Genomic DNA, 19711 nt, shown 5'->3' with positions numbered 1-19711 from the left:
CTACAAAATCGTCTACACCGCATTTTGGCGGCGGCTGCGAAACTGCGAAATTGTTAGGACTTTGTGGCGCGCCCGGCAGGATTCGAACCTGCGACCTTCGGCTCCGGAGGCCGACGCTCTATCCAGCTGAGCTACGGGCGCGTATCGCGCAGGCGCACGCTGCCATGGGCAGCCTCGCTCTGCGAGCGCGGAACGACCAGTGTAGTCGAACGGACCACCGTGCGGCAAACCATCAGCGGGGCACGGCTGGATGGACGGCGCGCGGCGCACCTCATCGGAAGCGGCGCGCGACGAGACCGGAACGTCCGGACGTCGGATCGGTATCATGGCAATTGATGGCCGACACCCGGCGCACCTCCGCCTTCCTGCACTTCTTCCACACGGAGGCGGCCGGCGGCGTGGTACTGCTCGTCGCGGCGGTCGCGGCGCTCGTCGCGGCGAACTCGCCTCTCGCCGCCTGGTACGCCGGCCTCTGGGAGACACGGATCGTCGTGGGCCCCGACAGCCATCCCCTCGCACTCACCGCGCGCATGTGGGTGAACGACGCCGTGATGGCGCTTTTCTTCCTGCTCGTGGGCCTCGAGATCAAGCGCGAGATCCTCGTCGGCGAGCTCTCGAGCCTGCGCCAGGCGGCGCTGCCCTTCGCGGCGGCCGTCGGCGGCGTGGTGGCTCCCGCGCTGCTCTTCCTGGCCGTGGCGCCGGCCGACATGCGCGCTGGCTGGGCCGTGCCCACCGCGACGGACATCGCCTTCGCGCTCGGCGTGCTGGCGCTCGTGGCGCCGGGCGCGCCCACGGGCCTCAAGGTCTTCCTGGCCGCGCTCGCCATCGTGGACGACATGGCGGCCGTGCTCGTCATCGCCCTCTTCTACACCGCCCAGGTGCATGTCGGCGCGCTCATGACCGCAGCGGCGATTGTGGCCGGCCTCGTGGGCCTGAACCGCGCCGGCGCGCGGCATCTCGCGCCGTATCTCGCCGCCGGGGTGGCGCTCTGGTTCTTCGTGCACGAATCGGGCATCCACGCCACCATCGCCGGTGTGGTGCTGGCGCTCACGATTCCCACGCACACGCGCATCAACGCCGCCGAATTCTCGCGGGAGGCACGGGAGCATCTCGACGCGTTCGATCGCACCGAAACCGGCGACCTGCTCGTCCTCACGAGCAAGGGCCAGCAGGACGCGCTGCATGCGCTCGACAACGCCAGCAGCGCCGTCTCGGCGCCGCTGCTCCGCCTCGAACACGCGCTGCACGGCCTGAGTGCGTTCGTCGTGATGCCGGTCTTCGCCTTCGCGAACGCCGGGGTGTCGCTCGGCGGCGGCGCGCTCGACTGGACCACCGCCGGCGCCATCGGCCTTGGCCTCGCGGCCGGCAACCCGCACGGCATCACGCTGGCGTCATGGCTGGCCTGCCGGGCCGGCGTGGCGGCGCTGCCTGCCGGCGTCACGTGGGGGATGCTGCACGGCGCGTCCTGGGTGGCTGGCATCGGCTTCACGATGTCCCTCTTCATCGCCAGCCTTGCCTTCGGGCCGTCGCCGGCCTTCGACGCCGCGCAGGTCGGCATCATGGGCGGCTCGGCGCTCGCGGCGATCGTCGGTGCGGTGGTGTTGCGGCGGCAGCTCGCCGCGGCGGCGCACTAGTCGGGACGACGCACGCCGACGCGCAGCACCAGGGGCTCGGGGTGTCCGTCGATGGCGAAGCCACGCGCCAGCCCGGCACCCGCCTCGATCGGCGGCAGGCTCTCGCCGGCCGGCAGATGACGCGTGGCCGGCAGCGTGAACACACTCGTGAGACTCTGCGCCTTCAGCCAGGCGTCGATACGCCCCGCCACCATGTTCGTGAGTTCACCGGTGGTCGAGAAGATGCCGTCTTCGTCGAGTTCGTCGTCGCCACACCCGAACATCGTCGCCGTCACGGCCCGAGCGATCGGCGTCGGCAGCACGAGATCGACGTCCAGCAGGAAGGCGCTGTTGGCGGTGAGCGTCACCGACGAGACCACGGCCGGCGCCACCGAGTCGGGCGCGGACGGCGCCTCGTGCGCGTCGAGGCCGGTCATCATCCCGAAGACCTGCACCACCGAGCTCCCGATGCACGTCTCGATGTGCGGCGCCATCTCGCCGAACGCCGTCAGCGGCCCGGTCACGAACACGAACGGCTTCAGCGCCGCGGCCAGGACATCGGGCACGAACGGGCGTGGGATGGTCGTCAGGTAGGCGTCGGACGACGCGCCGGCGTCGCGCGTGCCCACCTTCACGAAGACCGTGCCCTGGGTATCTGCTTCGCGGATCTTGCGGATGAGCGTCTCGGCCGCCATGATGCCGAGTTGCTCGCCGATGAAGACCAGATCCACCGGCGTGCGCCGGTAGAGCGCCAGCGCCTCGGCGCCGGATTCCGCGGCGATGACCGCCCCGAACTGCGAGGCCACCGCCGTGAAGACGTGGCGGAAGTTGGCGTCGCCATCCACGAGGAGCGCCGGCGTCCCGGCGCACAGCCGCGCGTTCGCCTGGGCCGTGGCGGACGACCGGCCGCGGCGCCGCGCCAGCAGCGGGCCGATACGGTCGCGCACGGTCTGCGCGCGCAGGGGCTTGATGAGGTAGTCGGAGACGCCGAGTTCGACGAGCCGCCGCACGACGTCCTGACTGCGCTCGTGCGACAGGATGACGATCGGCAGGTCGCGCACGTCGTCGCTGCCGCGGACCGCCTCGACCACCTCCACGCCGTGGAGCCGCGGCAGATCGAGATCCAGCACGGCGAGGTCGAACGGACGGGTCGAGAGCAGGTCGAGCGCCTGCACGCCGTCCTCGCAATCGGTCACGGTGCAGCCGAGGGTGCTCGACAACCACCGCTTGATGACGAAACGTGCGGCCGGGTCGTCCTCGCAGACCAGCACGTGCATCGCTTACCGGTCCTGACCGGACGGACGTGCAGGTGAGGCCGCGCTGCACAAGGCCGAAAGCACGGTGCGCGCCTCGAGGTCGGCGAACGTACGCCTGAGCCAGAGCGTCCGCACCGTGGCGTACGTCACGAGCGATGTCTGGCTGGTGTCGTGGACCGTGGCTTCGGCGACGTGTTTGACCCACGGCGACACGTCATCGCGCTGTCGCACGAACGCTCGGCGGGCCAACTGAGCAGACACCATGCCAGCGTACCGGCTTGGCGTTTCCGATACTATCGGCGCGCCGGTGACGATAGCGTGAGAAGACTCGCCAGACCGACATCAGGCAAACTCCTAGCCGCTTGTTGATTTCGTCTGATTCGCTCGTCTTTTCGGTGACATCCCGGTAAGGTGTGTTACCGTCCGCGCAACGCGCATCGCACGTCGGCGCCGGACGAGCTGGAGGCGAGGGTGTCGAGTACACACGTCGAAGACGCGGCGCGCATGGAAACGCGGCTCGCCGCAATCCTGCGTGCCACGGGGACGGGGACGTGGGAGTGGACGATCGCCACCGGCCACCTCCAGCTCGACGACGAATGGCTCGCGGTGCTCGGCTACGGCCCCGGCGACCTCGACACCACGCTCGACGGCCTCTTCTCGCTCGTCCACCCGGACGATCAGCCACGCATGCGCCGCCGCCTGCAGGCCCATCTCGACGGCCTCACCCCGGAATGTGAATGCGTCGGACGTCTGCGCCGGCGCGACGGCACCTATCAATGGCGCCGCGAGCGCTGCGTGGTCGTCGAACGCGGCCCCGGCAACACGCCACGCCGCATCGTCGGCCTCGGCACCAACATCACCGACCTCGGCCAGGCGGGCGAACGGGCGCATCCCTGGGAGCACGTGTTCGACCAGACGCAGTTCGGCCTTTCGGTCACCTCGGTGGCCGACGACACGTTCATCGCCGTGAACAACGCCTACGCGCGTATGCACGGGTACGCGGTCGAGGAGCTGCTCGGGCGTCACCTCAGTGTCACCTGCGAACTGCCGGCCGATGCCCTCAGCGACCTCATCCGGCGCATCAATGAGACCGGCCACGTCGTCGGCGAGTACCCGCATCGCCGCAAGGACGGCACCACCTTCCCCACGCTCCACGAGATCGCCGTCGTGCGCGATGCACAGGGCACGCCGGTGTCACGCGTGGGGTTCGTGATCGACGTGAGCGCGCGTGACGCAGCCGTGGCGGCGCTCAGGCAGAGCGAGGAGCGCTTCCGCGCCGTGTATCGCAACGCCCCGATGGGCATCGCGATCGGCGACATCGACGGGCAGTTCCAGGAGGCCAATCCGGTCCTGTGCTCGATGCTCGGCTACGCCGAAGACGAGCTGCGGACGCGCCTGTTCCGCGACCTGATTCATCCGGACGACTACGACCCCGAACGCCGGCGCGTCAACCAGGTGCTCGCAAGCGGCATGCCCTCGGAGCTCTTCGAGATGCGCCTGGTGCATCGTTCAGGTGCCGTCGTGTGGGCGCAGATCGGACTCTCGGTCATTCGCGGTGCCACGCCGGCGTCGACGCATCTGCTGGCCCTCGTCGAAGACATCACCGCCCGGCGCGCCGCCGAGGGAGCGATGCGGCAGCGCGAAGCCGAGCTGCGCACGGCGCTCGAGGCCGCTGATGCCGGCACCTTCGCCTTCGACATGGCGACGGGCGCCATCCACTTCTCGGCCCGTTGCCGCGAACTCTACGGGTTCGCCCCCGATGAGGTCATCACCGCGGACAAGGTCACCACCTGCACGCATCCCGATGACCGTCGCCTCGTGGCCGATCGGTTCGACGCGACGGTGCGCACCGGCGCCGACTATGACGCCGAGTATCGCGTGGTCGCGCCAGGACGGATGCCGCGCTGGATGCACGCGAGAGGCCGCGCAATCCGCGACGGCAGCGGCGCCGTCACCCAGGTGGTGGGCGTGAAGCTCGACGTCACGGAACAGAAGCTCACGTTCTCGCGCATCGAGGCGAGCGAGGAGCGCTTCCGGCTGGTCGCGCGGGCGACGCGTGACGTGTTGTGGGACTGGAACGTCCTCACCGGCGACCACTGGTGGAGCCCGAACGCCGTGGAGCTCTTCGGCTACGACCCGAACGCCGAACCGGACATCGACGCCTGGCGGTCGCGGCTGCATCCTGACGACCGCTCGCGCGTCGAGGCGCTCCTCCTCGGCGCCTTCGCCTCCAGCGTCGAGACGTGGGACGGCGAGTACCGGTTCCGACTCGCCGATGGCACCTACGGCGAGTTCCTCGACCGCGGCCACGTCGTGCGCGACGCCGCCGGCGAGGCCGTCCGCATGATCGGCGCGATGACCGACGTGACCGAGCTGAAGCGGGCCCACCGTTCGCTGATGGCGGCTCACGAGCGGCTCCAGGCGGCGAGCCGCGACGTGCACCTGACCGAGTCGCGCGAGCGGGCGGCCCTCGCGCGCGAGCTGCACGACGAGTTCGGCCAGCTGCTGACCGCCGCCAAACTCAGCGCGTCGTCGCTGCGCGCCATGCCGCTCGACGGCCTGCCCGCCGAGCGACGTCAGCAGCACGACGAGAAGGCCGCCAGCCTCTGCGACGTGCTGGATATGGCGCTGCACGGCGTGCGCAACGTCGCCACGCAGCTCAGGCCGCCGGCCCTCGATCAACTCGGCCTGGCGCGCGCGCTCGAAGGGCTGGCAGCGCAGATCGAACGGCACGCCGGCCTCACCTGCACCATCAGCATCGACAAGGCAACGCGCGCCCGGGTGTTCGGCCCGGTCGAAGGCGCTGCCATCTACCGCATCGTGCAGGAGCTCGTGAACAACGTCGCCCGCCACGCAGCGGCGACGACGGTACGCGTCGACCTCACGACCGCCGACGGTCACGTGCACCTCGTCGTGACCGACGATGGCCGCGGCATGCCGCCGGACGAGGCGCGGCCCGCCGGCACGCTCGGGCTGAAGGGGCTGCGCGAACGCGCGGAACTGCTGGGCGGCCGCGTGGCCATTCACAGCCGGCCCGGTGCCGGCACCACCGTTCACGTCACGATTCCCGCAGGAGACGGCGCATGATGCCTCCTCGTGCCCGCGCCGGCACGCTCCGTTTCCTCATCGCCGACGATCACGGCATCGTACGGCACGGCCTGCGCGAACTCATCATGGACGCGTTCCATCCCGACGTCGTCGTGGAGGCCGATCGCGGCCGCCGCGTCATCGACGAAGTGCGCGCCCAGGCGTGGGACCTGGTGGTGCTCGACATCGGCCTGCCCGACATGGATGGCCTCGAGGTGCTCAAGGACCTGAAGCGCATCCGTCCCGAACAGAAGGTGCTGATGCTCAGCCTGCAGCCCGAAGAGCAGTACGCGGTACGGGCACTCAAGGCGCAGGCCTCCGGCTATGTCAGCAAGACGCGCGCCGCCGAAGACCTGGTGGCGGCGATTCAGACGATCCTCGACGGACGCACCTATGTGAGCACGACGCTCGCCGAACATCTGGCCCGCAACGTGGGCCGGCGGCTCGACGACGCGCAGGAAGCCGCGCTCTCCGACCGCGAGCTGCAGGTGCTGAGCCTGCTCGGGCGCGGCAGGAGCGTCAGCCAGATCGGCGATCAGCTGTCGCTCAGCGTGAAGACGGTGAGCACCTACCGCGCCAATCTGCTGCGCAAGCTCGGGCTCACCACCACCGGCGAACTCATCCGCTACGCCATCGAGCACCGGCTCACGGAATAGGCGCGGCGCCGGCCGGGGCTACGCCCCGACCACGGCGCGGTCGGTGATCTCGAGCGCCTTGTCGATGATGGCGAACGCCTCGCGCAGTTCCGCCTCGGTCACCGTGAGCGGCGGATTGGTGAAGAACGTGTGCCAGCGCACGAACGTGTAGAGGCCCTCTTCGCGGAAGCGCTTCCCGAGCGCCGCCATCTCGGGCGACGCCCCGGCGAAGGGCGCCATCGGCTCCATCGTCTTCCGGTTGCGCGTCAGCTCGAAGATGCCGAAGAGCCCGATGTTGCGCACCGCGCCCACCGACGGATGCTTCGCGGCCATCTCCTGGTGCAGGCCGCGCAGCACCACGCCCATCTTCTCGGCGTTCTCGATGATGCCTTCGTCTTCGTAGACCTTGATGGTGGCGAGCGCCGTGGCGCAGCCGAGCGGGTGGCTGTTGTAGGTCAGGCCACCGTTGAACTGCTTGTCCTTGAAGTGATCGGCGATGCCGCGCCGCAGGCCCACCGCGCCGAGCGGCACGTAGGCGCTCGTGAGGCCCTTGGCCATCGTCATGATGTCGGGTACGACCTGCCAGTGGTCCACGCCGAACCACTTGCCGGTGCGGCCGAAGCCGGCCATGACCTCGTCGCAGATCATCAGGATGCCGTACTTGTCGCAGAGCGCCCGCACGCCCTGCAGGTAGCCGTTGGGCGGCACGAGGATGCCGTTGGTGCCGCTGATGGTCTCGAGGATGAAGGCGGCGATGTGCTTCGGGCCTTCGAGCTCGATCACTTCCTCGAGGTAGGCGAGCGACTGCTCCGCCGTGTCCCACCCGCGCTGCAGGCCGTGATACGGGTCGAGCACGTGGATGACGCCGGGGATGCCGGGTTCGGCCGCCCAGCGGCGCGGATCGCCCGTGAGCGTGAGGGCGCCGGCGGTCCCGCCATGGTAACCGCGGTAGCGCGCCATGATCTTGTGCCGGCCGGTGACGGCGCGGGCGATGCGGATGGCGTTCTCGTTGGCCTCGGCGCCGCCGTTCGTGAAGAAGAAGACCTCGAGGTCACCGGGCGTGATCTGCGCCAGCTTGGCGCCCAGGCGCGCCCGCGGCTCGGTGGCCATGAACGGGTTGGCGTAGGCGAGCGAGGCCGCCTGATCCTGGATGGCCTTGATGATGACCGGATGACCGTGGCCGGCATTCACGCACATCAGCTGGCTGTTGAAGTCGATGTAGCGCTTGCCCTCCGGCGTCCAGAAGTGGACGCCCTTGGCACGGGCCACGGGGATCGGGTCCACCGCCCCCTGCACCGACCACTCGTAGAGGCTGTGCTGACGGCACAGCGCCACCATTTCATCTCCGGTCATTCCCGGCGTTGCCACGGCCTGGCTCATCACACCTCTCCTCACGCGGACGTCCGCGCGCACAATCCGTCCAAGTCTACCAGCCCGCTCCGGCGCCCGGCGAGGGAACCGCGGACCGGACGTTGCTGCACTCCGTGGCATGAAAGCAGCTAGGATTCCCTTCGACCCGCGATGTACCTCGCCCTTCTGACCGCGGCCGGCCTCGTCTCGCTGGTGCTGGCGTCCGTGGCCTGGCGCAACCGCCGCCACCCCGGCTTCAGCTACTTCGCCGCCATGGAACTGGCGACGGCGTGGTGGATCCTCTGCTACCTGGGCGAACAGCTCGATCCGGCGCGGGCGCGGATGTGGTTCGCGCTGAAGTTCCCCGCCATCGGCATGGTGCCCCCGAGCTGGCTGCTCTTCACGCTGCACCAGATGGGCGAACGGCCGCGCTCGCGCGCCTGGTGGCTCGCCTATCTCTGGCCGGCGCTGCTGCTGCCGCTCGTGGCCACGAACGACACACACCGCCTGTTCTTCGCCGAGGTCGTACAGCGGCACGAGATCGTCGGCCTGAACGGCCCGCTCTTCCCGTTCCACCTCGCCATCAGCTACACCTTCTTCCTCGTGGCGGCGGCGATGCTGCTGCGCGACTGGCAGCGGCGCGGCAGCGTGCAGAGCGGGCTGCTCTTCATCGGCGGCCTCATCCCGTTCGCCGGCAACGTCCTCAACGAACTGGGCAAGGCCACGCCGGTGGTCGGCGCGTACCTCATCTACAACCCGACGCTCCCCGGCTTCGCCTTCAGCGCCGTCTTCATCGGCTGGGCAGCGCTGCGCTACCGGCTGCTCGACCCGCGGCCGATGGCCCGCGACGCCCTCTTCGAGTCGATGCCGGAAGCGGTGCTGGTGCTGAACGAAACCGATGTGATCGTGGACGCGAACTGCTCGGCGGCCGAGATGCTCGGGACACCCGAACGCGATCTGCTGGGGACGCGATGGGACGAGGCCTTCACGGCGCCGGAGTGGCAGTCCATTCCCCACGGGGCGGAACACACCGTTGAACGGGCGTGGACGCGCGGCACGACCTCGAAGTGGCTCGAGGTGCAGCGCCACAACCTGTGGGATGCCCGCGGCCGCTCGCTCGGCCTGCTCATCGTCGCGCGCGACGTGAGCGCGCGGAAGCAGTTCGAACAGGATCTGCGCGCGCAGAGCTACCGCGACCGGCTGACCGGCCTCTCGAACCGCCGCTACTTCGACGACGAAGCGGCGCGCCTGCAGTCGAGCCGCGAGTTCCCCGTGGCGGTCTTCGCCTTCGACCTCGACGGCCTGAAACAGGTGAACGACCGCGACGGCCACGCCGCCGGCGACGAGCTGCTGCAGGCGATGGCCGCGTTCCTGACGCAGTTCTTCCGCGCCGGCGACCGCGTGATCCGCCAGGGCGGCGACGAGTTCGTGGTGCTGCTGCCATCCACCGGCGCCGACGAAGCCGAACGTGTCCGCGCCCGCCTCGGGGCGGCGCTCGACCAGTTCAACGGCACGAACGCGACGCCGCTCCGCTTTTCGACCGGCGTCTCGGTGGCGGCCGACGCGAACGACTGGGCTGCGGCCATCAAGCGCGCCGACGAACGGCTCTACGAGGCCAAACGCGAGGCCGGAGCGATTCCGGTATAGTCGCTCGATGTTCGCGCGTCTCGCCGCTCGCCGCCTCGCCCGTCCTGCCCTGCTCGCGTTCGCCCTGCTCGCCACGCTGCCGGGCGCCGCCGCCGCCCAGCGCGTGCGCCAGGTCATCGACGGTGACACGATCACCGTCTCTGGTGTGGGCGTCGTGCGTCTGCTGGGTGTGGACGCCCCCGAGAAGACCGGCGGCTATCGCCAGTCCGAGCCGTTCGGCGATGCCGCCACCAGCTTCATGAAGCGGCTGGTCGAAGGCCAGATCGTGCGGCTCGAGTTCGACGGCGCCGCGAAGGACCAGTACAACCGCACGCTCGCCTACGTGTTCCTGCCCGACGGGCGCCTCGCCAACGTCGAGATCATCAAGGCGGGCTTCGCCGAGACGTATCGCCGCTTCGAGTACAAGCGCAAGCCCGATTTCTTCGCGGCCGAGCGCGAGGCGAAGGATGCCAAGCGCGGCATGTGGGCGGCGCGCCGCACGCGAAACTGAGGCCGGTCGGCCCGCCGCACGATCCCGTTGCCGAAGCGCGACCGCCGATGTTATAGTCTGGGTTTGCCAGTCGCGTGTCGGCTCCCGCCGTGCGCGACCAGCGAGCGGTGACAGCCTTCGGGCGCGTCGCACTCCCCTGGGCCCGTAGCTCAACTGGCAGAGCAGCAGACTCTTAATCTGTTGGTTGAAGGTTCGATTCCTTCCGGGCTCACCATTCCTCGTTCCACTCGGAACGGCTTCGCTCGGAAGTCATCAGCAACACGGCGTCGGCCTGCGGCCTCGCCTTCCCGTTGTCGATTCCTTCCGGGCTCACCACTTCCCCACCACTGCAACACGTCAGGCCACTCGAGCGCCCGCATCTCCCCCGCCCGCAGGCCGGCCTCGCCGCCGAGCATCACCACCACTTCCGCCTGGGTGCTGACGGCCGCTGCCGCGCGCACCAGTGCGTCGAACTCCGTGAAGTCGTAGAACTCGGCCGTGTCGTGCGGCACCTTCAGCAACCGCACGATGCACGGCAGGCGATCGCCATGGACGCTGCTTCTCCAGGACACGACCATTCAACGGGAATGGGTTTGCTGCCGTAGTATTCATGGGTGCGACTCCCGCGTGGCTCGTCAGCCATCGTCGACATCGACAAGTTGACGGGGTATTGCCTGAATCCGGAGCATCCCGCGCGCCCACAGGGCGCAGCCGTCGTCGTCAGCACGTGGATCGTGCTGCGCGGCGAGGAGCAGCCCAGGCTGACGACCTGCTTCGTGAAGTAGGAGGCAACGATGCACACCTCACCACAGTTGCTCGATGTCGTCGCCCTCTTGGCCGACCTGCCGTCACACGGGCTGCGTCGAGGACAAGTGGGCACCGTCGTGGAAATGCTCGGCGGCGCCTGCGAAGTCGAGTTCTCGGACGACGAAGGACGGACATACGGGCAGGCCTCGCTCGTTCCCGAACAGCTGCTCGTCCTGCACCACCGGCCGACTCAGGCCACGTAGATCCTCGCGCCCTTCCAGGGTCTGGGCCGTGCGTCTACTCTGCCCGCAGCACGTCCGCTGGGGCCATTCGCCCGGCTCGGGTCGCCGGCCACGCCGTGGCCAATAGAAGGATGCCTATCAGCCCGAGGCCCGAGACGACCAACGGCTGAAGCTCGAGGTGAGCCCCCATCACCCACGACGAGGCTGCCCGCAGAATCCACCACGCACCGATCAGGCCGGGGACGACGCCGCAGACCGCGCGCCACGTCGCCTGTCGCAACACGAGCGTGACGATGTCGCCTGGCACGGCACCCACCGCCAGGCGCACTCCCAGTTCACGGCGTCGGCGGGTGGTCCAATGCACGGCGGCTCCGAACATGCCGGTGGCCGCCATGACCACCGCCACCATCGCGAACGCGCCCGCGCACTCCGCCAGCAGGCGCGTCTGCGCCGTGTTGCGGTCGACGAAGTAGCTGAAGGGGCGGGTCGTGAAGGCGAACGGAACCTGCTCACGGGCCAACAGCGCTGCGAGTGTAGGCCCGATAGCGGAGCCCGGCTGCGGACGCACGACCAACACGGCACTTCGGAGGCGATCGAGCCGGTGCGGCTGCTGAGACGCCGCCACATAGAGGGCGGGCACCGCCTCTTCGCCGAGCATCTTGAACTGCACGTTCTCGGCGATTCCAATGATGCTCAGTTCTTCGGCCCCACCGTCGTCGGTTGGTCGAACGAGTCGTTTCGGGAGCGAACGGTCACCGGCGAAGACCTTGTCGATGAGCGCCGTGTTCACGATCGCCACGGCTGGACGCCCGAACGAATCGCTGTCGGCGAAGTCTCGGCCCGCCAGCAACACGGTCCCCATGGCGGCAAGGTAGCCAGGCGATGTCCACTGGAACTGCACGACGCGGTCGCGCTCAGGTATCGCGTCGCTCTGCTCAGACGACACGATGGTCGTCATGTAGAAACCCTGCAGCGGCACGGTCTGAGTGAGCGCCGCACGCTCCACGCCCGGAAGGGCCGACACTCGCGCACGCAACTGCTCCATGCCGCGCACCGCGACGTCGTCGTCCACGCGATCAAGGTGCATCTCGACCGCGATCGTGTCTGGCGCATGCACGCCGGTGCCGTCCTGGACCAGCCCGCGATGACTGGCCCACAGCAACGCCGCAGAGGCGACGATCATCGTCGAGAACGCGAGTTGCGCTGACACCAATCGGCCGAGCCTCGCAGTGTGGGCTCGACCGGGCGTTCGGTTCGCGAGCGCGGCTGCGGCGTCGACGTCCTTCGCCGCGAGCAGCGGCGCGACACTACACAGCAATCCGGTGAAAAGGGCGGCGACCACCGCCGCCCACACGCCTCGCCAGTCAAGAGGCGTCCCGACATCAATCGGTACGCCCATTCCGCTCAGTCGCGCGAGGAGCACTGGTGCGAGCCACCAGGCGAGAACCAGCCCACACCCAGCCCCCGTCGCCGCGAGCAACAGGCCATCGGCCACAACTTGGGCAGCAAGCTGCCGCCGCGACGTGCCCAACGCCAGGCGCACGGCGAACTCGTAGCGCCTCCCCTCCCCCTGTGCGAGCAACACAGCGGCCACATTGCCGCACACTGCCACCAGCACGAGTAGTGCCAGCCCAAGCACAAGCGTCAAAGGACGTGAGTAGTACCGGGCTGGTAACGAGCCTCCCTGTGGTGCCGGCATCAAGGCGAATGGAGCCCGCAGGTATGCCTCACGGTCGCGCGCCTGCCGGTAGTTCGGCATCGTCTCCTGACGAATGGTTGACTGTGCGCGACGAAGGGCATCCGTGGCGGCCGCCACTTCCAGCCCGGGCCGCAGTCGGACGAAGACGTCGAGCATCGCGCCACCGGCCCGAGTGGTCACGAAGCTGGACGCGCCGCTCACGAGTGGCTCGGTGGCCATCGGCAGGACGAGGTCGAACGGACGCCCCACCTCGAAGCCCTCGAACGATTCAGACGCCACGCCCACCACGGTGAATGGCACGCCACCAACGGTGAGCGATCGCCCGACCGCGTCGTCGCTACCGCCGAAGCGACGCTTCCAGAAGCGATGGCTGACCACCGCCGCGGGGCCGTGCGGCCCGCCGCCGATCACGTCGTCGGATGGCGCGAGCACGCGACCGCGGAACGCGCTCACACCGAGCGCGCGAAATGCGTCGCCACTCACCCACACCGCTGACGCCGGGTCGGATTCCCCCGTCGTCGCAAGGTCGACCTCGGTGGTCTTGCGCGCGAACGCCACCTCGAAGACTGCCGCTTGATCGCGGAGAGCCTCCCACGCTCGGTAGGTATAGCCACGCGGTCGTCTGCGAGCGATAGCGTCGTCGTCAGAGAGCTGGTACAGCTCATGCGGGCGATCGATCCGCAGAGTCCGGAATAGGAGCTGGTCAACAATCGCGAAAAAGGCGTTCGCGGTGCCAATGCCAAGCGTGAGGCTGGCGATGGTAACGAGCGTGACCACGGGCGCCTTGCGCCAGGTGCGCCAGCAGTCACGGAGCATGTGGGACATGCGACCCTCCGGCAGAACGGAAGGCGCCACTCTAGCAGGCTTTTGGCCCAACAAGCACAGCGGTCAGACGTTAGTCTCGGTTCCGCGCCTCTCCTGCCGGTCGCGGCTGTCACGGCACCCCGATTCCCAAGGAGTTGCCGTAGTCGCCCTTGCCGTCGGGCAATGCGCACCGACATCCAGCGGCAACGTTAGGTTGAATGGTTTAAGGTTCGATGACTACCGGGCTCGAAAGAGGGTCGAGAGCGAGCGCGATTGAGTTGCGGCCCATGCGGAGCGCCACTAGTGATCCAAGTCGTCGCGAAGAACGCCGATAAGGTAACGTTTCGAGTGTCGGCCCGGCGTCTGCCGGTGTATCTCGACAACTGGGCGATCATCGCACTCGCGAAGGATCGGACCGGCCTGCGGGAGCGTTTCCTGAACGTTCTCAATCGCGGCGCGGATCTATTGTTCTCGGAAACGAGTGCGGCCGAGATCGTCGGGCCGACCGGGGCTTCGCAGGACGCGGTTCGCGAGTTCCTCGGAGCGATAGGCCCCAACTGGCTTCCTGTCGAGGGCCTTGGCCTAGCTGGCGTGATGGAGAGGGAAGCCCGTGGAGAGGGAGCGAACTCCTGCATCTCGAGTAGCCTGCTCCAGCGGTTCTACGCCGGACGCAGCATTCAGCTATACGGAGAACAGCGTCTCGACTTCGTTCCTCCGGGCTTTTTCGACCTAGGATTCTTCTTGGACTGGCTGGTCCCCCAGAAACAAGACATCGAACTGTCCTTCACACGCTTTGACGCAGTCCTCCGAGAACGACTGCGGGACCTGCGCCGAGCGTACGATCAGCATCGGTCTCGGTTCGATCTTGTTCTGCCACGAATTCCCTTTGATCCGTCAATGCCAATGACCTTCTGCTGGCAACACATGCTGCGCCTGCTGGTGGTTCAGGGCAAAGCGTTTCAATGGAAACGCGGCGACAGTGCTGACTTCTGCCACGCCCTCATGGGGGCTTCGCACGCCCAGTTCGCAACTCTGGACAAACAATGGCAACGCCGCATTCAAGCCCTGCCGCCTCCGAACTCTCTGGCCTCAATCTACAGTCAGCCTGAACTCGAGGCGTTCGTTGACGCAGTCGCGACCGCTGTCGACGCGTCCCCGCGGCTCAGGTTCCCCGGCGCGACCGAGATCTACGACATCCGAGGGTGACCTCCACCCGCTTCTGCGATTTACACTGATTCCGCCGCGCTAGACGCCCATCCGGAACAACCACGAGAATCGGAATGCCATGAGTGTCGACGCCGTTGCCCGGAGGGCCGCCGCCGAGTTGGTGCGTCAGCTGGCTTCGGGCCGCCTGACGAACGACGAGTTCGAGGAGCGGTGGCCGGCATCAGCAGACCCGGCGCTCTCCGCCGTCCGTGACGCAGCGTGGTTCCTCTACAGTGACCTGCGCACCTACAGGCTCGCTGGCGCCGACCGCTTGCCCTTCCCCATCCGTCGTCAGGTGGCGCGATGGGTACTCTTCCTGCACTCGGACCTTCCGTACGAATGGCCGGTCGAGTCGCGTGCAGCGAAACTGGCGCGCTCGATCGCGGGCCTGCTCACGATGGGCGTCGCGACGCGACGATGGAAGACCGCGCTGCAGGTGTCGGAGGACGCTGATGTGTGGCCCTTCTTCCGGCGTGTTGATTTCCGGCGAGCGTTACGCGCGCCGCGACTACTCCGTCGGGCGCATGCGGGGACGGCCCCACTGCGCTACGCTTCGGGCGAGGATGTGCGCATCGGGGATGTCGTGGACTACGACGGTCTCCGAGCCGAAGTCGAGCTGGTGGCGACGAGCGAGTCCACTGCGCCAGACGGCGAATGGCACTTCCGCTCTCACGGCGCCGGAGTGGTGCTTCTAGAACCGACGACGTTCGGACGTGTCTACGTGACGGACGTATCGAACGCGCCAGACTTGGTCCTCGTCAACCGGCGCGCCGAGCCGCCCACGTGATCGCGGCGTCTTCAGCGCTCTGAGAGCGGCTCACGCGTCTCCAGAATGTCTCCAAGAACCCGGTCGAATCGCGTCGACGGGCGCGCACGCCCGTCGAACGCGGAATAGTGGCTAACCCATTCGGAATCAACCACCTGGAGCCAGAAGTCGTGCGCCGTCCACCGGTTAGCTGAACGACGAACCCAAGCTTCGATTCCTTCCGGGCTCACCACGACAACTGCAATCGCCGGAGGATTCCCGTACCCACCGGGGGCTTCTGCCACGCTGCCCGGTGGCAGGACCTCGCGCCCGCGAGATCAGGCCGTCAGGCCGTGGCACGGTATCTGCTGCTCCGCTGGATGAAAGGTGCGAGGGTCGTTGCCCGGGCTCCTCCGGGATGCCGTCTCGGTCCTCGCAGGGTGACGCGATGCAGCGCCGAACTCGTCTCTGCCTGTCCCAGGGTGCCTTCGCCCGGGCCACCGCCGTCGTTCTCATCACGGCCCTGCTGGCGGGGTGTCATGCCCGGCAGCGCCTCGTCATCCCGACCGAGGCTCCACCACGGCAGGACGTCTCCGCCGTGCAGCCCGGCGACCGCGTGCGCGTGAAGCTGCAGAGCGGCGCCACGCTCACCTTTGAAGTCGCCGAGGTGCGGTTCGACGAGCTGGTTGGTACCAAGGGGCAGCGCGTGCGCTACAGCTCCATGGCGCAGCTGCAGCGGAGCCAGTTCTCCGCCGGCCGGACCGTCCTGCTGGTGGTTGGTGCCCTGGGGCTGCTGGTGATCACCCTGACCGGGATGGCGTACGCCTCGCTGGCGGGTGAGCTATGAGTGCCAAGGCGGCTCGTTCCACGCGCCACGGCGCCACGGCGCAACTGGTGGCGCTTGTCACGGTGTCGGCGCTCCTGGCCGGTTGCCACGTTCAGACGCGGGTGGCCCTGCCCGGTGACTCGCCGCCCACGCACACTCTGCCTGCCGCCACGGTCAAGGCTGGCGACGAGGTGCGCATCGTCATGCGCGATGGCACGCTCGTCGGCGCCACGGTCGTGACAGTGCAGCCGGACGCCGTGGTCGCCAGCGATGGCCGCCGCTATCTGTACGCCGAGATGGCCACACTCGAGATTCGAGCACTCTCGGTCGGGCGGTCGGCCGGTGTCGTTGCCGGCGTGATTGCCGGCACGTGGGCCCTGTTCACGTTGCTGCTGCTCGCGGCCGGGTGGCAGTTCAACTGATTGCGGCCGCGTGGTGGGTAGCGTCGGGTTCGCTCGGTACAGCCGGGCCGGGAGCTCACGCCCAGAAGCCGGTGACCTTCGCCACGCGGCCGTCGGCGTCGAACTCGAACACGTTCGTGCCTGCACCGCGCGCCGCGCCGTCCGGGCCCGTCGCCGTCCACTCGGCGATAGCCCGCCACTGACACTGCCGCACGACGCCCGTGCGTGCTACCCGCATGCCGGGCATGAAGCGATGGATGGCGGCCAGATGCGCACGCAGGTCGTCGAGTGACGTCACGCAGCTGTAGCGATCGTGAAACGCGACGGCAGGACTCGCCAGTTGCCCGATGGCGTGGTCGCGGCGGGCCGCGTCGCCGTCGTTCCACGCCTCGAACCAGCTGTCCACGATGGCCTCTGCCCGGGCCAGCACGATGTCACTGACACGATTCGCGAACACCGACAGCTGGTAGCGCCAGCCCTGGACGTGTGCGTCGCGAGCCGCCGCATCGTCGAACGCATGCGAGAGGTGCAGCATCGTGCCCTCCGGGTGTTCGTCGAGCCGGATCGTGACCAGGCTCGCCACCGGCTGGCCGCCCGGCGTGGCGTAGGTGAAGACGATGCGGCCGGGGGCGGCTATTTCGACGATCTCGCCATGCACCTCGACGCCGTTCGGATGGCGGATGAACACGCGTCCGGCGATCTGCGGGTCGATCGACGAGCCCTCGCCCCACCACGCCGCCCACCTGGCCGAATCGGTGAAGAACGAGAAGACGGTGTCGCGGCGGGCGCGAATGAACAGCGCGCGATCGAGCTGATGTGGGAACGCACTCACGATGGCGACCTCCGGGATTTTCGATGACGACGGCGACGCGTTGCGCCGGGCTGTGGACCGCGGCGGGTCCCTGCGAGTTCGGCGGCCACCTTCAGCCGCCACAGCGCATCGCCCCACATGCGTTCGAGGGCGGCGCCCACCGAGCCGAGCGCCTCGCGTCTGACCCGGTAGAGCCGCCGCTGCCCGTCGGCGCGGCGTTCGACCAGGCCGGCGTCGAGCAGCACTTTCAGTTGCAGGGAGACAGCGCCGAACGACACGTCTGGCATGGCGGCGCTGATGTCGCCCGCGGCCCGCTCCTCCGTCCACAGCAGGCGCAGGATCTCCTGCCGCCGGGGCGATGAGAGCGCGGCGAGAGCGCCGTGGGTCACGCCGATATTTAAGATGAAACTAAAATATATGTCAAGCGCGGCGCGCCTCACCGCCCGAGGCCGACCTCGACGCCGGCGACTAGCGGCCCGCGAGGGCCTTGCGAATCGCCTCGACGGCGATCCTCGCGCGAATATCGACGAGCGCCTTCCCGTTCGCGACGGTGCGCTCGAGCGGCAGCAGCGACTGCCCGTTGATGGACGCCTTGCCGGCACCGCGCCGCTCCTCGAAGCGGATCTTGCCCGGGTCCACCGTGGCGATGATGGCATTCACGCTGTAATCATCGTGGATGCCTTCATCGACGGTCTTCGGCACTCCAAGCGATGCCCACGCCGCGTCGGCCGCCTCCCAGCTGTCGTAGTACTCGGGAATGAAGTGGATGGACGTCTGGCTGCCAGCCCACGCGGCCGCGAGCTTCTTCGCCACGTTGGCCAGTCCGCGCTGGTTGCCGCCGCTGTCGCCGATGAGCACGACATGCGCGAAGCCATTGGCCTTGAGACCTTCGGCTTCGTCTTCGATGAGCGCTTCATACGTCTCCGGACGCAGCTGCAGCGTGCCCGGCGTGGACGAAGCGGCACCCGGCTCGAACGGAATCATCGGTGCAACGAGGGCGTTACCCAGGCCGCGCGCGATGGCCTCCGCGGTGGCTCGCAGCACGTAGATGTGCTTGCCGGTGGGCACGTACGGCCCATTCTGCTCGGTGCTGCCGGCGGCGATGATGGCGGTGGTCTTCCCCGCCGCCATCGCGTCGCGCACTTCCATCCAGGTGAGCTCTTCGATCCACACGCTGTCGCGCGCCGGAATCGGACGCGGCGTGGTGAGATCGAACGCGCGGCGCGGCGGACGGGCGCCCTGCGGCGCCGGCTGCGCCGCCGCCATCGTGTCGATCGCCATCGCGGCGCACATCGCCATCCACATCACTCGGTTTGCCATGCGTGCTCCTCGAGGCCGCGCGGCCGCTACTGCGGCCTCGCGCCGGCGGCATTGTGTCACGCCCGCCGGTCCGGGAAGCCTGGGCGAGCGGCGACCGTGGTGCCGTCTTCCCCACACTGAGGTGGAAAGCGCTCACTGTGAGGCGGCGGCGTGTCATCCCGCCGGGCATCGCGCTTGCAGCGGCTCTCCGCAGGGCGAAGGCCCACCTGGAGGAATCGATATGTTGAGCGCCACTCTGTTGGCTCGAACGGCAGCCTGTGTGCTGACCGTCAGCGTGCCGGCCTGGGCACAGACCGGGCCCGCGCGCACGAACACCCCGTCGGCGAGCCGCACGGCCGCTGGCGCACGTACGGAGGCACGCGATGCCACGCGTGAGGCCCATGACGTCACCCGCCTCGGCGGTACGACGCGCTTCTATCGCGGGTCGCTGGCCTCGGCCGCTGGACTGCGCCGCATGTCCACCGACCCGGCGATGAGCGCGTCGATGCGGCGCCTGCTGACCGACGCCGGCGCCGCGGACGTCTCGGATGCCCTGCTCACCGCGCTCGGACGCGTGGAAGAGAACTATGTCGGCGTTGCGTGCATGGAGGCACGTCCTGAACCGGGCACCGTCGTCGAGTGCGACGTGCGTCCCGGTGAGTCGCTCGAGTGGATGGTGTTCCGTCCGGGCGGCGGTGCGCCTGCGGTCGTGCGCAACGTGCGCTGGGCCGGACGCCAGCCGTTCCGCGCGTATCTCGTGCGCGTCGCCGATCGCGAGACGTCCTACACCTTCCTGGTGCCGAAGGACTGCGGCAACCTCTCGCTGCTGAGCACGCAGGCGCTGGCGCAGCCCGCGTCCGTGGCGGAAGTCGCG

General features: G+C 68.6%; 19 protein-coding genes and 2 tRNA genes. 13 read left to right on the top strand and 8 right to left on the bottom strand.

Features of this window, described 5'->3' with window-relative positions; translation table 11 throughout:
- Nucleotides 1–64 precede the first annotated feature (64 nt).
- Nucleotides 65–141 (bottom strand) — tRNA-Arg (locus Q0C41_RS11910).
- A 23-nt stretch (nucleotides 142–164) separates the two neighbouring features.
- Between Q0C41_RS11910 and nhaA the strand changes: the two genes are divergently transcribed.
- Nucleotides 165–1634 carry a Na+/H+ antiporter NhaA gene (gene nhaA / locus Q0C41_RS11905; protein ID WP_291984000.1) on the top strand — a complete coding sequence of 490 codons (1470 nt, stop codon included), beginning with the start codon at nucleotides 165–167 and terminating at the stop codon, nucleotides 1632–1634.
- Here the strand turns inward: nhaA and Q0C41_RS11900 are convergent.
- Together Q0C41_RS11900 and Q0C41_RS11895 are read right to left on the bottom strand one after the other, a co-directional pair.
- Complete coding sequence (locus Q0C41_RS11900; RefSeq protein ID WP_291983999.1) at nucleotides 1631–2890, bottom strand: response regulator; 1260 nt, start codon at nucleotides 2888–2890, stop codon at nucleotides 1631–1633. The genes nhaA and Q0C41_RS11900 overlap by 4 nt on opposite strands.
- Nucleotides 2891–2893: 3 nt before the next feature.
- Nucleotides 2894–3100, bottom strand: coding sequence for a hypothetical protein (locus Q0C41_RS11895; RefSeq protein WP_291983998.1), 207 nt, complete (start codon nucleotides 3098–3100; stop codon nucleotides 2894–2896).
- A 273-nt stretch (nucleotides 3101–3373) separates the two neighbouring features.
- Here Q0C41_RS11895 and Q0C41_RS11890 point away from each other — a divergent pair, with 273 nt between their 5' ends.
- Nucleotides 3374–5956 carry a PAS domain-containing protein gene (locus Q0C41_RS11890; RefSeq protein WP_291983997.1) on the top strand — a complete coding sequence of 861 codons (2583 nt, stop codon included), beginning with the start codon at nucleotides 3374–3376 and terminating at the stop codon, nucleotides 5954–5956.
- Nucleotides 5953–6612 (top strand): response regulator transcription factor, encoded by a 660-nt coding sequence (locus Q0C41_RS11885; RefSeq protein WP_291983996.1) that lies wholly within the window; start codon nucleotides 5953–5955, stop codon nucleotides 6610–6612. The genes Q0C41_RS11890 and Q0C41_RS11885 overlap by 4 nt, the downstream gene beginning before the upstream one ends.
- 18 nt (nucleotides 6613–6630) lie before the next feature.
- Here the strand turns inward: Q0C41_RS11885 and Q0C41_RS11880 are convergent, their stop codons facing one another.
- Complete coding sequence (locus tag Q0C41_RS11880; RefSeq protein ID WP_291983995.1) at nucleotides 6631–7971, bottom strand: aminotransferase class III-fold pyridoxal phosphate-dependent enzyme; 1341 nt, start codon at nucleotides 7969–7971, stop codon at nucleotides 6631–6633.
- Between the two features lie 141 nt (nucleotides 7972–8112).
- Here Q0C41_RS11880 and Q0C41_RS11875 point away from each other — a divergent pair, with 141 nt between their 5' ends.
- The 5 genes from Q0C41_RS11875 (at nucleotide 8113) to Q0C41_RS11855 (ending at nucleotide 11067) form a co-directional block, all read left to right on the top strand.
- Nucleotides 8113–9588, top strand: a complete 1476-nt coding sequence (locus tag Q0C41_RS11875; protein ID WP_291983994.1) for a histidine kinase N-terminal 7TM domain-containing protein — start codon at nucleotides 8113–8115, stop codon at nucleotides 9586–9588.
- A 7-nt stretch (nucleotides 9589–9595) separates the two neighbouring features.
- The gene (locus Q0C41_RS11870) at nucleotides 9596–10078 is read left to right on the top strand and encodes a thermonuclease family protein (RefSeq protein ID WP_291983993.1); all 483 of its coding nucleotides are present in this window, start codon (nucleotides 9596–9598) and stop codon (nucleotides 10076–10078) included.
- Nucleotides 10079–10216: 138 nt separating this feature from the next.
- Nucleotides 10217–10292 (top strand) — tRNA-Lys (locus tag Q0C41_RS11865).
- Nucleotides 10293–10671: 379 nt separating this feature from the next.
- Complete coding sequence (locus tag Q0C41_RS11860; RefSeq protein WP_291983992.1) at nucleotides 10672–10842, top strand: hypothetical protein; 171 nt, start codon at nucleotides 10672–10674, stop codon at nucleotides 10840–10842.
- Nucleotides 10843–10851: 9 nt separating this feature from the next.
- Nucleotides 10852–11067, top strand: coding sequence for a DUF4926 domain-containing protein (locus Q0C41_RS11855; RefSeq protein ID WP_291983991.1), 216 nt, complete (start codon nucleotides 10852–10854; stop codon nucleotides 11065–11067).
- A gap of 34 nt (nucleotides 11068–11101) precedes the next feature.
- Here the strand turns inward: Q0C41_RS11855 and Q0C41_RS11850 are convergent, their stop codons facing one another.
- Nucleotides 11102–13570, bottom strand: coding sequence for an FtsX-like permease family protein (locus Q0C41_RS11850; protein ID WP_291983990.1), 2469 nt, complete (start codon nucleotides 13568–13570; stop codon nucleotides 11102–11104).
- A gap of 282 nt (nucleotides 13571–13852) precedes the next feature.
- Here Q0C41_RS11850 and Q0C41_RS11845 point away from each other — a divergent pair, with 282 nt between their 5' ends.
- From Q0C41_RS11845 to Q0C41_RS11830, 4 genes are all read left to right on the top strand, one after another.
- Nucleotides 13853–14755 carry a hypothetical protein gene (locus tag Q0C41_RS11845; RefSeq protein WP_291983989.1) on the top strand — a complete coding sequence of 301 codons (903 nt, stop codon included), beginning with the start codon at nucleotides 13853–13855 and terminating at the stop codon, nucleotides 14753–14755.
- A 79-nt stretch (nucleotides 14756–14834) separates the two neighbouring features.
- A complete protein-coding gene (locus Q0C41_RS11840) occupies nucleotides 14835–15542 on the top strand; it encodes a hypothetical protein (protein ID WP_291983988.1) in 708 nt (235 codons plus the stop codon).
- Between the two features lie 406 nt (nucleotides 15543–15948).
- Nucleotides 15949–16347, top strand: coding sequence for a hypothetical protein (locus Q0C41_RS11835; RefSeq protein WP_291983987.1), 399 nt, complete (start codon nucleotides 15949–15951; stop codon nucleotides 16345–16347).
- A complete protein-coding gene (locus Q0C41_RS11830) occupies nucleotides 16344–16748 on the top strand; it encodes a hypothetical protein (RefSeq protein WP_291983986.1) in 405 nt (134 codons plus the stop codon). Before Q0C41_RS11835 ends, Q0C41_RS11830 begins: the two co-directional genes overlap by 4 nt.
- A 55-nt stretch (nucleotides 16749–16803) precedes the next feature.
- On the opposite strand, the gene Q0C41_RS11825 is transcribed toward Q0C41_RS11830, so the two are convergent.
- From Q0C41_RS11825 to Q0C41_RS11815, 3 genes are read right to left on the bottom strand one after another with little or no spacing between them, the layout of a single operon-like run.
- Nucleotides 16804–17559 (bottom strand): SRPBCC domain-containing protein, encoded by a 756-nt coding sequence (locus Q0C41_RS11825; protein ID WP_291983985.1) that lies wholly within the window; start codon nucleotides 17557–17559, stop codon nucleotides 16804–16806.
- A complete protein-coding gene (locus tag Q0C41_RS11820; protein WP_291983984.1) occupies nucleotides 17556–17978 on the bottom strand; it encodes a helix-turn-helix domain-containing protein in 423 nt (140 codons plus the stop codon). The genes Q0C41_RS11825 and Q0C41_RS11820 overlap by 4 nt, the downstream gene beginning before the upstream one ends.
- A gap of 28 nt (nucleotides 17979–18006) precedes the next feature.
- Nucleotides 18007–18858 carry a creatininase family protein gene (locus Q0C41_RS11815; protein ID WP_291983983.1) on the bottom strand — a complete coding sequence of 284 codons (852 nt, stop codon included), beginning with the start codon at nucleotides 18856–18858 and terminating at the stop codon, nucleotides 18007–18009.
- Between the two features lie 220 nt (nucleotides 18859–19078).
- Between Q0C41_RS11815 and Q0C41_RS11810 the strand changes: the two genes are divergently transcribed.
- Nucleotides 19079–19711: hypothetical protein (locus Q0C41_RS11810; protein WP_291983982.1), on the top strand; the 633-nt coding region annotated here is incomplete at its 3' end.

Origin of the sequence: Luteitalea sp. (genome assembly GCF_022842525.1) — a bacterium.
Taxonomy (GTDB): Bacteria; Acidobacteriota; Vicinamibacteria; order Vicinamibacterales; family Vicinamibacteraceae; genus Luteitalea.
This window is presented reverse-complemented; position numbering and strand designations above follow the sequence as displayed.